Source organism: Marinobacter zhanjiangensis (genome assembly GCF_014651935.1).
Lineage (GTDB): Bacteria > Pseudomonadota > Gammaproteobacteria > Pseudomonadales > Oleiphilaceae > Marinobacter > Marinobacter zhanjiangensis.
The window spans coordinates 697,587-710,665 of record NZ_BMXV01000001.1; the positions used below are offsets into that span (position 1 = coordinate 697,587).

General features: G+C 60.3%; 15 protein-coding genes and 1 pseudogene. 11 read left to right on the forward strand and 5 right to left on the reverse strand.

Annotated features, from left to right (window positions below; genetic code table 11):
* The first annotated feature begins 12 nt into the window (after positions 1–12).
* Together ahpC and ahpF are read left to right on the forward strand one after the other, a co-directional pair.
* Positions 13–579 carry an alkyl hydroperoxide reductase subunit C gene (gene ahpC, locus IE079_RS03195; RefSeq protein ID WP_189572647.1) on the forward strand — a complete coding sequence of 189 codons (567 nt, stop codon included), beginning with the start codon at positions 13–15 and terminating at the stop codon, positions 577–579.
* A gap of 262 nt (positions 580–841) precedes the next feature.
* Positions 842–2,434 (forward strand): alkyl hydroperoxide reductase subunit F, encoded by a 1,593-nt coding sequence (gene ahpF, locus IE079_RS03200; protein WP_189572650.1) that lies wholly within the window; start codon positions 842–844, stop codon positions 2,432–2,434.
* A gap of 73 nt (positions 2,435–2,507) precedes the next feature.
* Here the strand turns inward: ahpF and IE079_RS03205 are convergent, their stop codons facing one another.
* Both IE079_RS03205 and IE079_RS03210 read right to left on the reverse strand, forming a co-directional pair.
* A complete protein-coding gene (locus IE079_RS03205) occupies positions 2,508–3,317 on the reverse strand; it encodes an OmpA family protein (RefSeq protein WP_189572653.1) in 810 nt (269 codons plus the stop codon).
* Positions 3,318–3,349: 32 nt separating this feature from the next.
* Positions 3,350–3,712 (reverse strand): DUF4398 domain-containing protein, encoded by a 363-nt coding sequence (locus IE079_RS03210; protein ID WP_189572656.1) that lies wholly within the window; start codon positions 3,710–3,712, stop codon positions 3,350–3,352.
* Between the two features lie 278 nt (positions 3,713–3,990).
* Between IE079_RS03210 and IE079_RS03215 the strand changes: the two genes are divergently transcribed.
* Positions 3,991–4,572 carry a YgjV family protein gene (locus IE079_RS03215; RefSeq protein ID WP_189572659.1) on the forward strand — a complete coding sequence of 194 codons (582 nt, stop codon included), beginning with the start codon at positions 3,991–3,993 and terminating at the stop codon, positions 4,570–4,572.
* On the opposite strand, the gene IE079_RS03220 is transcribed toward IE079_RS03215, so the two are convergent.
* Positions 4,550–5,089, reverse strand: a complete 540-nt coding sequence (locus tag IE079_RS03220; protein WP_189572662.1) for a type 1 glutamine amidotransferase domain-containing protein — start codon at positions 5,087–5,089, stop codon at positions 4,550–4,552. The genes IE079_RS03215 and IE079_RS03220 overlap by 23 nt on opposite strands.
* Before the next feature lie 235 nt (positions 5,090–5,324).
* Between IE079_RS03220 and IE079_RS03225 the strand changes: the two genes are divergently transcribed.
* From IE079_RS03225 to IE079_RS03240, 4 genes are all read left to right on the forward strand, one after another.
* Complete coding sequence (locus tag IE079_RS03225; protein ID WP_189572665.1) at positions 5,325–5,540, forward strand: acetyltransferase; 216 nt, start codon at positions 5,325–5,327, stop codon at positions 5,538–5,540.
* A 115-nt stretch (positions 5,541–5,655) separates the two neighbouring features.
* Positions 5,656–6,273: a LemA family protein gene (locus tag IE079_RS03230; protein WP_189572668.1), complete on the forward strand. Its 618-nt coding sequence runs from the start codon at positions 5,656–5,658 to the stop codon at positions 6,271–6,273.
* Positions 6,273–7,028: a TPM domain-containing protein gene (locus IE079_RS03235; RefSeq protein WP_189572671.1), complete on the forward strand. Its 756-nt coding sequence runs from the start codon at positions 6,273–6,275 to the stop codon at positions 7,026–7,028. The genes IE079_RS03230 and IE079_RS03235 overlap by 1 nt, the downstream gene beginning before the upstream one ends.
* A gap of 39 nt (positions 7,029–7,067) precedes the next feature.
* The gene (locus IE079_RS03240) at positions 7,068–7,685 is read left to right on the forward strand and encodes a TPM domain-containing protein (RefSeq protein ID WP_189572674.1); all 618 of its coding nucleotides are present in this window, start codon (positions 7,068–7,070) and stop codon (positions 7,683–7,685) included.
* A 26-nt stretch (positions 7,686–7,711) separates the two neighbouring features.
* Here IE079_RS03240 and IE079_RS18935 read toward each other — a convergent pair.
* Positions 7,712–7,816 (reverse strand): annotated as a pseudogene (locus IE079_RS18935) (isomerase); the annotation flags it as partial.
* Positions 7,817–7,970: 154 nt separating this feature from the next.
* Between IE079_RS18935 and IE079_RS03245 the strand changes: the two are divergent.
* Both IE079_RS03245 and IE079_RS03250 read left to right on the forward strand, forming a co-directional pair.
* On the forward strand, positions 7,971–8,531 hold the full coding sequence (locus IE079_RS03245) for an LOG family protein (RefSeq protein WP_189572677.1): 561 nt from the start codon (positions 7,971–7,973) through the stop codon (positions 8,529–8,531).
* 111 nt (positions 8,532–8,642) lie between these two features.
* A complete protein-coding gene (locus tag IE079_RS03250) occupies positions 8,643–9,584 on the forward strand; it encodes a glutathione S-transferase family protein (protein WP_189572680.1) in 942 nt (313 codons plus the stop codon).
* A gap of 226 nt (positions 9,585–9,810) precedes the next feature.
* On the opposite strand, the gene IE079_RS03255 is transcribed toward IE079_RS03250, so the two are convergent.
* Positions 9,811–10,218, reverse strand: coding sequence for an NINE protein (locus tag IE079_RS03255; protein ID WP_189572683.1), 408 nt, complete (start codon positions 10,216–10,218; stop codon positions 9,811–9,813).
* 381 nt (positions 10,219–10,599) lie between these two features.
* Between IE079_RS03255 and IE079_RS03260 the strand changes: the two genes are divergently transcribed.
* Together IE079_RS03260 and IE079_RS03265 are read left to right on the forward strand one after the other, a co-directional pair.
* On the forward strand, positions 10,600–12,810 hold the full coding sequence (locus IE079_RS03260; RefSeq protein WP_189572686.1) for an intermembrane phospholipid transport YdbH family protein: 2,211 nt from the start codon (positions 10,600–10,602) through the stop codon (positions 12,808–12,810).
* A gap of 71 nt (positions 12,811–12,881) precedes the next feature.
* A complete protein-coding gene (locus IE079_RS03265) occupies positions 12,882–13,079 on the forward strand; it encodes a YnbE family lipoprotein (protein WP_189572689.1) in 198 nt (65 codons plus the stop codon).

Genomic DNA, 13,079 nt, shown 5'->3' on the forward strand with positions numbered 1-13,079 from the left:
GAGATTAAATCAATGACGACTCTGGTCAACACCGAGATCAAACCGTTCAACGCAACCGCTTTCAAACAAGGCGAATTCGTTGAAGTTTCCGACGCAGACGTAAAAGGCAAGTGGGCCGTTTTCTTCTTCTATCCGGCCGACTTCACCTTCGTCTGCCCGACCGAGCTGGGCGACGTTGCCGACAAGTACGACGAGCTGCAGAAGCTGGGCGTTGAAGTATTCTCAGTGTCCACCGACACCCACTTCACCCATAAGGCGTGGCACGACAGTTCCGAGACCATCGGCAAGATCCAGTACTACATGGTAGGCGACCAGACCGGCACCATCACCAACAACTTCGGTGTGATGCGTGAAGGCCAGGGCCTGGCAGACCGTGCCACCTTCCTGGTGGACCCGGATGGCGTTATTCAGGCCATGGAAATCACTGCCGAAGGCATCGGCCGTGATGCTGACGACCTGATGCGCAAGGTCAAAGCTGCGCAGTACGTTCGCAAGCACCCGGGTGAAGTATGCCCGGCGAAGTGGAAAGAAGGCGAAGAGACCCTGTCTCCGTCCCTGGACCTGGTTGGCAAGATCTGAACCAGTACCCAGGACGATTGAGAGCCTGCCCCGGCAGGCCTCATGCTTTCTTCAGACCCCGGCCTCGCCGGGGTTTGTCGTATCTGGCAGGTGCCAGGATGGCTGACCGGGTGTATTCATAGCAAACGCCTATTAATCGTTTAAGGTCAATTAATTTGAGCTTTTTGGCTTGAGGCCTTATCGTAATCCATATCCTGATAATCAGATTGACTGACCGGTTTCGGTTTCAGTCCATACATCTTGTCCAGAGAGGAAACAGAATATGTTGGATGCCAATCTCAGGGATCAGCTCAAGGCTTACCTGGAAAACGTCAGGGAGCCTATCGAGCTGGTAGCCGCCTATAACGACAGCAAAAAATCCGGGGAGCTGAAAGAGCTTCTGGAAGAAATCGAGCCGCTGTCCGACAAGATAGCCCTGCGCACCGAGGACGATCAAAGCGTTCGTCGTCCGTCGTTCGCCATTAACCGGGTCAACTCCGACATTGGCGTGCGCTTCGCCGGCATTCCCATGGGCCATGAGTTCACCTCACTGGTGCTGGCCCTGTTGCAGGTGGGTGGTCATCCGTCCAAGGCGTCCCAGGAAGTGATTGAGCAGATCCAGTCCCTGGACGAAGAGCTGGAATTCGAGACCTTCTTCTCCCTGTCCTGCCAGAACTGTCCGGACGTGGTGCAGGCGCTTAACTTGCTGAGTATCATCAACCCGAAGATCCGTCACACGTCCATTGACGGTGCGCTGTTCCAGGATGAGGTCGAGCAGAAGGAAATCATGGCCGTTCCGGCGGTATGGCTGAACGGTGAGCCGTGGGGTCAGGGCCGTATGACCCTGGAAGAGATCGTGTCCAGGCTGGACTCCAATGCCAGCGCGAAGGAAGCCGAGAAGATCAACCAGAAAGAAGCCTACGAGGTGCTGGTGATCGGTGGCGGCCCGGCCGGTGCATCTGCCGCTATCTATTCGGCGCGCAAGGGCATCCGCACCGGTATTGCCGCCGAGCGTTTCGGTGGTCAGGTGGCAGACACCATGGGCATCGAGAACCTGATCTCCGTACCCTACACCGAAGGCCCGAAATTGGTGGCCGCCATGGAGCAGCACGTCAAGGAATATGACGTGGACATCATGAACATGCAGCGTGCCGAGAAGCTGATTCCAGCATCACAGACCGGCGGCTACCATGAGATCCGCCTGGAAAACGGCGCTTCCCTCAAGGCCCGCAGCCTGGTTCTTTCCACCGGGGCTCGCTGGCGCCACATCGGGGTGCCGGGTGAGGAAGAGTACCGCAACAAGGGCGTTGCCTACTGCCCGCACTGTGATGGCCCGCTGTTCAAGGGCAAGCGTGTGGCGGTGATTGGCGGTGGTAACTCCGGTGTCGAGGCTGCCATCGATCTGGCGGGTATCGTCGGCCACGTCACCCTGCTGGAATTCGCGGATGACATGAAAGCGGACGATGTGCTGCAGAAGAAACTGCGCAGCCTGAAGAACGTGGAAATCCTGACATCCGCTCAGACCACCGAGATCACCGGTGAGGGTGGCAAGGTGAACGGCCTGACCTATAAGGACCGCAGCAGTGGTGAAGAGCACCATGTGGCCCTGGAAGGTGTCTTCGTGCAGATCGGCCTGGTGCCGAACACCGAGTGGCTCAAGGGTGACATCGAGCTGAGCCAGCACGGTGAGATTGTGATCGACGAGCGTGGTGAAACCTCGATCCCCGGCATATTTGCCGCCGGCGATGCCACCACGGTGCCCTACAAGCAGATCGTGATCTCAATGGGTGATGGTTCCAAGGCGGCATTGAGCGCCTTTGATTTCCTCATCCGTCACGAGGTACCGGAAAGCGAAGAGGAAGAAGCCGCGGCCTGATCCGACGGCTTCTGATGAGAAAAAACCCCGCCAAGGCTGCGGGGTTTTTTTGTGCTGGGCTCATGGTACGGGATCAGCGGGAACCGATATTGCCGTCCCTGTCGGAAATCACGATCTCCACCCGGCGATTCTCCTGACGCCCGGCCGCGGTATTGTTACTGGCCTTGGGGTACTGTTCACCAAACCCCTGTACCAGGATCCGGTTCGGGGCGATCCCGGCCGCCAGCAATTCAGCCCTGACCGATTCCGCCCGTTCCAGGGACAACATCTGGTTGTAGTCTGCCTCGCCTATGCTGTCGGTGTAGCCTTCCACGCGGACACGATAGTTCTCGAACTCCTTCATGAACTCGGCAAGCCGGTTCACGGTCCGCTCGCCGGCGGGCTTGAGTTGTGCCTCGTTGATATCGAACAGCACATCGCCCAGGGTCATGACCATACCCCGCTCGGTCTGCTCGGCCTGAAGCCGGTCCATCTGCTCCCTCAGCATGCGGGCTTCCATTTCGGCAACCTGGGCCCGTCGTTCGCCGATGCGGATGCGCAGATCATCCCGCTGTCGCTCGGCGGCGGCCAGCTCTTCCTCCAGTCCGGCCCGCAGGGCATTTTCCCGGGCGATCTCGATATGACGGTTGGCCCTGTAGACGTGGTGATCGATGAGGTCGGTGGCGGCGCCTTCCTCAAACAGTGCTTCTGCGCGGTCCAGGGCCTGGTCGGCGTCCCTGAGGTGCGACAGGCCATTGCGGGCGACCTCCGGGTTGTCGACGGCGGTATCATAGGCGGCGCGGGTGTCCAGCATTCCCTGATGTTGTTCGGGGGCGCTGGCACAGGCGGATAACAGTGCTGCCAGGGTGATCACCGAGCCTGAGGTAAACCATTGCTTGTTCATGTCGTCTCCCTGTGGGTCAGAATCCGGTGAGGTTACTGCTGGTTCTCGAGGTTGTTGCGCAGCGAATCGATACTGGCCTGAATGTCGCCCAGTTCGTTGCGCACCTGCTGGGTACTGGTACGGGACGCCGCCAGTCTGGCGTCCAGGGTGGCTTCCTCCAGCAACTGCCGGGCTTCCGCGTAACGCTGCTCCTCGATCAGTACCTGCGCTGCCTCGAGTTTTTCACGGGCGGTGTTCATGATGGAAGGCTCAACGTCCATCGCCCCGGCGTCGTCAGCGGATCGAACGGCACTGTACGCGGCCTCACGTTCCTCTTCGGGCTTGGGGCCCGGGTCAGTGGCGCAACCGGTGACCAAAACACCGAAAAGCAGAAGGGAAATAACACGGGAACGCATGCGCGGTCTCCTTGTGTAATAGGTGTCCATTGATGTTCGCAACGTCCGGGGTGAATCATTCCATACGTTGCCGGGTTGGTGAAAAGCGTAGCAGTAATCGACTTGATAGCGTCCTGCCAAACCATGACAGATGTGCAATGAAAGGGCATCATCTGATGGGGGGATGATGCCGGTAACCGGAATAATGTTAACTTCACCCGTTGCTGTGTCGGTGTCCGTCAGGCTACTCAGACCGGGACAGTACAGCCTGTCCTGCTAACGTCGTAATGGAAAACGCCATGCCCGAACTGGAAAGTCTGTCCCATACGGCCCTGGCCGGCCAGTTCTTTGGTCTGGTGGCGCTTGCCATCTGCCTGGTGGCTTTCGCCAGCAAGAACGATGACCGGCTGCTGGTGTTGCTGATTTCCGCCAATGTCGCCTTTGCGCTGCAGTTTGCCTTTTTCAGCAGCTGGACGGCTGCGGCACTGACGGTTCTGGTGATCGCCCGTATTGTGCTGGCCCGGCGCTATGTGGGCAGTCAGTGGGTGATGTGGATGGTACTGGTGGCCAACCTGGTGGCCGCGGCGCTGACCTGGCGTGACTGGGTGGATGTGCTGCCATTGACGGCAGCCACCCTGGGCACCATTGCCATGTTCCTGTTACGGGGCATTGCCATGCGCATCATGCTGGGCCTGGCGGCCCTGGCCTGGATGCTGAACAATCTCGCCATCGGGTCAATCGGCGGCACCCTGGCCGAAGGCATGATCTTCGTGACCAATGTGATCACCATCATTCGCATGGCCCGGGCCAGACAGCGCTACCCGGGCGTACCGGTGGACGAAACCGGCCCGGTTGATACTAGCGACCGACCACCTCGATAATCTTGCCTGAAAAGGCTTCCAGGTCACCCGGATTGCGGCTGGTGATCAGCGGTGCATCGTGGCAGACCTGCTCATCCACCCAGTGGCCGCCAGCGTTGACGATATCGGTTTTGACACTGGGGAAGGAGGTCAGGTTGCGACCCCGCACCACATTGGCTTCCACCAGCAGCCAGGCGGCGTGGCAGATAGCCGCCACGGGTTTGCCAGCTTCCACGAAGTCGCGAACAAAGGCGACGGCCGCGTGATCCTGTCGCAGGGCATCTGGATTGGCCACGCCACCGGGCAGTACCAGCGCGTCATAGTCGCTGGACTCAGCATCGCCCACCAGTTTGTCCACCTGGAACGAACCGCCTTTGTCCAGATGATGGTAACCGTCGATACGGCCTTCCCTGATCGACAACAGCTCGATGTCGGCGCCGGCCTTTTCCAGAGCCTCGCGGGGATCGGTCAGTTCCACCTGCTCGACACCGTCGGTGGCGAGGAACGCGATTTTCTTGCCCTTCAGTGATGTGCTCATGTCAGAACCTCCTGGTGAGCCGGTCAGCGACCGGCGTATGGTCAGGGTTACTCATGTGACGGATATTGTGACGGAGCCCCCCGGGTTTAAACCGGGCGCGGTGGTAAACCTTCCCGATACCGGATGGCTGGTCTGCTTCCAGCATAGCTCCATTCGACGGGTGGGGTTGCAGAACCCATGTCTGATGACCACATTAATAATCAGTGTCCATGGATAAGGCCCCGAGGAGGCAACTATGCTGCTGGCAGAAAAGTCCACCGGTCATTTGGTGGAAATCAGTGATATCAAGGCCCTTTACGATCCCAATGAGTCGGCAGTGACGGGTAGCGTCCACTACGGCGAAGAGGCTCAGGACCCGGAGCCCATTGCCAAGACCGAACTGGCCTTTCCCTCCGGCGAACCCCTGCCCCAGTGCTGGACGGATCCGGATTTTCGACAGAAGCAGTCGTAGCAGGGAATTCGCGACCCAAGGTGGGCCTAGGTGTTATGGTGAGGCCATCTCCACGTTAAAGCCGGCTGGCTTACAGTGTCTCCGGCCTTACCTCCTGCAAAGGATGCACAGAACCATGACAGATCCGATAAGGTGGTCCGGACCCCGGGCCCTCTGGCAACTGGTCGCACTGGTGGCCTTGGCGTCGCTGCTGACCGGTTGCGGCATTAATAATATTCCCAGTTACGACGAGCAGGTGAAATCCGCGTGGTCCCAGGTCGAGAACCAGTACCAACGTCGTGCTGACCTGGTGCCCAACCTGGTGGAAACCGTGAAAGGCTTCGCTGACCAGGAGCAGGATACGCTCACGGCGGTGATCGAGGCGCGGTCGAAGGCCACCTCCATCCAGGTGGACGAGAGCATCCTCAACAACCCTGAGAAGCTTCAGCAGTTCCAGCAGGCCCAGGGGGAGCTGAGCAGCGCCCTGAGCCGGCTGATGGCGGTTTCCGAACGCTATCCCGACCTGAAATCCAACCAGAACTTCCTGGCGCTGCAATCCCAGCTCGAGGGTACCGAGAACCGGATTGCCGTTGCGCGGCGTGACTTTATTCAGGCGGTGGAGCGGTACAATACCGAGATCCGCACCTTCCCGGGACGAATCTGGCACAGCCTGCTTTACGACGACATGGAGCTGCGTGCAAATTTTGAGGCAACCACCGAAAACGCCGAAGACGCGCCAGAGGTGGAGTTCTGATGAAGGTTTTTCTGCGCCCCTGCATTGCGTTCGTCGCATTACTGTTGCTCCAGGCCCCGGCCTGGGGGCAGTCCATGCCCGACTTTCCGGAACTGACCGGGCGAGTGGTGGATCAGGCCGGGATGCTGTCCACGGACGCCGAATCCAGGCTGAGCAACATGCTGGCGGCCCATGAGGAAGCCACCACCAATCAGGTGGTGGTGGTCACACTGCCGGATCTGCAGGGCTATCCCATTGAAGATTTCGGGTACCAGCTCGGTCGCCATTGGGGTATTGGCCAGGAGGGCGAGGACAACGGCGCACTGCTGATTGTCGCCGAGGAAGAGCGCGCGATCCGCATCGAGGTGGGATACGGCCTTGAAGGTCAACTGACGGATGCCGCCTCGTCCACCATTATCAACCGGATCATTACCCCGGCCTTTCGACAGGGCGAGTTTTCCCAGGGCATTGTCGCCGGCGCCGAGGCCATGATCCAGGTGCTGGGTGGCGAGCCACTGGCCGTGCCGGAGGGCCAGACAGGGCAGGGTCCTGCCGAAAAGCCGAACCTGCTGGCGGTGGTTTTCTTCTTCGTCATCATTGTCTCGTTCATTTCCCTGGTCGGTGGCGGCGGCCGTGGCGGTCGCGGCAGAGGTGCGCTGATTGCCGGCGCCTTGCTGGGTGCCAGCATGGGCGGTCGCGGTGGCGGCCTTGGCGGTGGTGGTTTTGGCGGCGGTGGCGGCGGCTTCGGCGGCGGCGGTGCTTCCGGTGGATGGTAACCCCATGCTGACACATTATCCTGAGAGCAAGAGCGATCTATGACGCTATTAACCACGACTGAACAGGACCAGGTAGCCGCTGCCATCAACGCAGTCGAGCGGGAGACCGATGCCGAACTGGTCACGGTGCTGGCCCGCCAGGCCGACAATTACGCCTATATTCCCCTGGTATGGGCCGGGATCCTGGCGCTGCTGGTGCCGGGGCTGATCAACTACTTCACCGAGTGGTTTGGTGCCCATACACTGCTGCTGGTGCAGTGGGGTGTCTTCCTGGTACTGGGTGCACTGTTCCGCATTCCGCAGATCAACACCATGCTGATCCCTCGCCAGGTGCGATACTGGCGTGCCGCCAACCTCGCCCGCCGCCATTTTCTGGAGCAGAACCTGCACCATACGAAGGATGGCACCGGTGTACTGATCTTTGTCTCGGAAGCGGAACGCTATGTGGAAATCCTGGTGGACCAGGGCGTTTCCTCCCGGGTGGACAACAAGGTGTGGGAAGAGATCGTGGAGAACTTCACCAACCAGGTCCGCCAGGGCAATACCTGCCAGGGCTTCCTCGACTGTATCGAAGCCTGTGGCACGCACCTGAAGGAACAGATCCCGGCCACCCACGAACGCAACCAGTTGCCCAATCACCTGGTGGTTTTGTCCTGAGGATTGCCCTTTTGTCCTGAGGGACATCAGGGCAGTAATACTTCGCCTTCCATATAAAATGCCGCCTGCCCCGCGATTGCCACCCGGCTACCCCTCAGCTCGCACCGCAGTTCACCGCCGCGAGCGGACAAACTTCAACCCAATCTATTGAACAGACCCCGGGCACTATCAAAATGGGTGTAGGCGTATGGAGCCGCTGTCCGGGCGGGTACGAGCGTTTGTGAAGGCACTGACGCCATGGCAACATGATGACTTGTCGCTGTTAACCGGTCCGGAGTCTTCACCATGAAAATCGCTGTGTTCTGTGGATCCAGCCAGGGCAACCATGACCGGTTTGCCCAAAGCGCCCGTGAACTTGGCCGCTACTTTGCCAGCCAGGGTGTTGATCTGGTCTATGGCGGTGGCAAGGTCGGCCTGATGGGCGAGGTGGCCGACGCCGTGCTGGCGGGTGGCGGCCGGGTTTACGGTGTTATCCCGGAATCGCTGCGGGACCGGGAACTGGCTCATCAGGGGCTGACAGAGTTGACGGTGGTCACCGGTATGCACGAACGCAAGGCCATGATGGCGGCACAGGCGGATGCTTTCGTTGCCATGCCGGGCGGGCCCGGTACCATGGACGAACTGTTCGAGGCCTGGACCTGGGCGCAGCTTGGTTACCACGACAAGCCCTGTGCCATCTATAACGCTTTTGGTTACTACGACCAGCTGCTGTACTTCCTGAACACCATGGTCGATTCCGGTTTCATGAAGCCACACCATCGCCAGATGCTGGTGGTGGAAGACCAGCCGGAATCATTGCTGCAGGCCCTGATGCGTTATCAGCCCCCGGAGCGCAAGTGGTCCTGATAGCGACGCGTCTTCTGAACCGGCCCGGAATGGCGCCTGCGCTGGCTGTCAGGTCCCGGTCCAGTTAGAGTGGTTGCGTGATGCAACCATATAACCTGATCAGGAGCCCCCATGAGCGAGATTATCCTTCACCACTACGCCGGTTCACCCTTTGCTGAAAAGGCCCGCATGATGCTGGGTTTCAAGGGGCTGGCCTGGCAGTCGGTGGACATTCCGCCGATCATGCCCAAGCCGGACCTGACCGCCCTGACCGGTGGTTACCGCAAGACGCCGGTCATGCAGGTGGGAGCTGATATCTACTGTGACACCGCCACGATCGCCCGCCAGCTGGATCGCATCCAGCCGTTGCCGTCCCTGTATCCGGAAGGCCGGGAGGCGGTGGCCGCCAGCGCCGCGCAGTTTGCCGATCAGGTCATGTTCCAGCACGGCGTGGCCCTGAATTTCCAGCCCCATGCGGTGGCAGAACGTTTCGGAAAAGCCCCGGAAAATGTCATGAAAGCTTTCCTGGCGGACCGCAAGAAGCTGTTTGAAGGCGGCAGTGCCTCACCATTGCATCCGGCCCAGGCTCTGTCCCAGTGGCCGACCCTGCTGGGCCGTCTGGAGCAGCAGCTGGAAGACAGCGGCACCTTCCTGCTGGGTGAGGAACCCTGTATCGTCGATTTTGCCTACTATCATCCCCTGTGGTTTGTCCGCAGCAACAAGGCGGTCAGCAGCATGCTGGACCCCTATCCGCAGGTTCAGGCCTGGCTGGATGCAGTGGCGGCCTGCGGCCATGGTGAACCGACCGATCTGGATTCTGCACAAGCCATCGAGATTGCCCGCAAGAGCACACCGGAGTCATTGCCGGAAAGTGGGTTCCGGGATCACAACGGCATCGAGGTCGGCCAGACCGTATCGGTTTCGGCGGTGGATTACGGCGTGGATCCGGTTACAGGAACTCTCGTCTATCAGGACGCGGAGGAGATCGTCGTCCGTCGGGAGGATGACCGTGCCGGAGAGTTGCACGTGCACTTTCCGCGGTATGGTTTCCGGCTATCTCCGGAAAAGCAGTAAGCAGTCCCTGGGAAGCTGTCAGGCTATTCCTGAAAAAAGCCCCGGTGCCGTCAGACAGCGGGGCTGGGTGGGTTACAACGACCCCGAATACCTGAAAGAGCGCCACGGCATCGAAGGCTGTGACAAGCCGCTTGAGAACATCAGCAAGGCGCTGGAAAATCTCGCCAGTGTGGCCACCCAGTAGGTGCGGATTATCCCGGGCCCTGTCTGGCCCGGGGCAGGGGCTTCAGATGCCCTCGTTGTTCTTCAGCGTGATCTGCTCGTTCAGGGTCCAGAAATCGTAGATAACCCCCAGACCGAACACCCCCAGGGTGAACAGGTAGATAATGCCGGTGATCCACTTGCCCAGGTACATCCGGTGGATGCCGAAGGCGCCCAGGAAGGTCAGCAGTATCCAGGTGATGTTGTAGTCGACGGGGCCCGGCTGGTAGCGGATATCCGCTTCGCGGTCCATCCCCGGGATCAGGAACAGATCGATGATCCAGCCGATAAAGAACAGCCCCAGCGTGAAGAACCAGATGGTGCCGGTGACCGGCTTGCCGTAATAGAAGCGGTGCGAGCCCAGAAACCCGAAAATCCACAGCAGGTAGCCAATCACCACGCTGTGGGTATTGCTGGTTTGTTGAATCTCCATTCGTACTCCTTTGACCCGTGAGTGTGTCTTTACACCACTTTCACCATAAACCATTTTCAAGGCAATACCGCTATCGCTATGCTAGTGTCCCGTCTGGCTAGTTCCTTAATCTACTGCTTGACTCTGAGGACTCTGACCAAGGCGCCAGTCTGCAGGTGTGGTGGTTCCACATCAAAGACTGGCAACACAGGCTCAGAGTCCTCAGAGGCAAGCCCTTCGGGAGCTTCTGAAAAGCCGAATAGCGTTGTTGTGCTGTCTCGATTTGGAACCACCAAACCTTCAACAGCACGCCTAGCTCTTCGGCTTTTCAGAAGCTCAGTAGGTTAAGGAACTAGCCAGACGGGACACTAGTATCCGGAAACCATCCTGAAGGGAGACTGATTGGCCATCCGTCGTAGTCTGCGCGTGTTACTGATCGTCCTGCTGCTTCTGGCTGGCGCCCTCTGGGGTGGCTGGTCACTGGTCCATGCCCGGCTGGCGGAGCTTGGTATCGAGCAGGTACGGTTTTCCGGCCCGGATCTTGGCTGGAGCCGTCTTGGCTTCCGCTCGGTGAGCCTGACGTGGACGGGCGATGGCCGTTCCCTCTCCGTAGAGACAGATAACCCCCGCCTCACCCTGGACTGGCTTGACTGGCAGCTGGACCAGCTGGTGGCAGGTCAGACGCGAATTACTCACGCCAGCACCGTTGATGCAGCTCAGTTATCGTCGCCTCCACCTTCCCCCGGCGGTGGCAACGCCCTTGAGCTGACCTTGCCGGAGTCCATGCCCTTCTGGCTGCCCCGCCATCTTGAGATCGAGTCTCTGCAGGCGTCATTCCCTTGCCAGGGGATGCAATGCCGCTTCCAGGGCCATGTCCGATTCGACCGGCAGGCGGAGTCTGCCACCGCCAGGGTGGATGCCACGCTGACCCGAGAGCAGAAAACACTGGCCATTCGGGGCAATGTCCGTCTCGGCTCGGGGGCCGACCCCCAGAGTGTCACCGATGGTGAACTGCAGATCAGTGGCATCCGGCCCTGGCTGCCGCAGGCACTGGCTGCGGATCTCCGGCGGTCGATGCCCGCCGGGGCCACGGTGCGGTTCTCCCCCGGTGGAGAGCCGGCTCCCGGCCAGTGGCCGATCAGGGTAGAGCTGACCACTGAGGGCGGGGCACAGCCGGCGTTCAAAGGAAGGGTGATTCTGCATACCGGTGACCCCTGGCGCCTGGACATCACCCAGGGGCAGATTACGGCAACGCTGGAACGGTGGCAGCAGGCGGGATGGCTGTTCAACACACTTCAGGCTGATCTGCCAATAAGGGGAACGGTAACAGCGAATGAGTCCCGGCTGACGTTCTCTCAGGGGGCCGCAGTCTCGGTGCGTCATATGGATGCGTTCGGGCCGGAACAGCTGATGTGGCTGGACCAGGTCGCGCTGTCACCGGGGGGCACGACCGTGCTGTATCGCGATGGCCAGTTCCAGGTAAACGGCCCTGTGGCCCTGTCCGCCGGAGAGGTTCGCTACCCTGGTCTGGTGACCCAGGCCTGGCAAGCCGAGGCGGATGTGCAGTGGCAGCAGGCCCTGACAGCCGAGGGAGAGCTGACCAATGCCGCTGGTGCGAGCCTGCCCTTCCGGGTTGATGTCCACCCGGCGGGCAGTCTGGATGCGAGGCTCTCCATGCAACTGACGCCAGACAACGAAGCCAACCATCTGGCAGCGACGGTGGACGCCTGGCCTGAAACCCTGGCTCTGGAAAGCGGGCAGGTTGAGGCTGAAGCGACGCTTCGATTGCCACAGGGTGGACAGCCGGAGATATTCGCCGACGTGACGTTCGATGAAGCCTCGGGGCTCTACCAGACCATGGCCTGGCAGACCCTGACAGGCACAGTGCAGGGGCAGTGGCGTGACGGGGAGCTGGTAGCGTCCACCGATGCCCTGGAGCTGGCGCAGCTCAACCCCGGCATCCCCATCGGGCCGATCCGCGTCAGTGCCAGCTATCGGGCAGAAACGGATGCACCGGCCCGGGGTACAGTGCATCTGGAGAACGCCTCGGCGGGCTTTGCTGAAGGCACCCTGAGTGTCGCGGACGGCACCAGCTGGGATCTGAGCGAAGAATCCTGGCGGATTCCGGTGGATGCCCGCGGCGTCAAACTGTCGGCATTGATGAACCTCTACCCCACGGAAGGGCTTGCCGGCGAGGGTACGCTGGAGGGCCAGCTGCCAGTGATTGTCGGGCCAGGCGGCGTGCGGATCGAGGATGGCCGGATTTCCGCCCTGCCGCCAGGCGGACGCCTGCAGTTGCCGGCGGACAAGCTCGGTGGCATGGCCCAGTCCAATCAGGCCATGGCCCTGGTAGCCAGGGCCATGGAGAATTTTCATTACCGGTTGCTGGAGAGTGGCATCAACTATGCCGAGGACGGTACGCTGCTGCTGGACCTGAAACTGAGGGGCTCAAGCCCGGGGGTGGACAGCGACCGCCCGGTGGTGCTCAATATCAACCTGCAGGAAGACATACCGGCACTGCTTACCAGCCTGCAGCTGAGCGGGCGAGTGAACGATGCCGTCACCGAACGGGTCCGGGAACGGTTTCAGCAGAACAGGGTCGAAACCCAGTAATGTCCGGATGGACGCAAGGCGCCGGTCCAATGCCTGGCTTGCCGGGCCAATACACGCAAGGAGAGGTCACAATGGTCAGAACCCGCGCGGGGATAGCGATAGTCGCGATATTGCTGGGTAGTCTGGTGGCTGCCTGTACCCCAACCGTACAGATGGCGGCTCCAAAGGAGCCCATCACCGTCAACCTGAACGTGAAGATCCAGCATGAGATTTACGTCAAGGTGGACCGGGAAGTGGAAGAACTCTTCACCGACCAGGGCCTGTTCTGA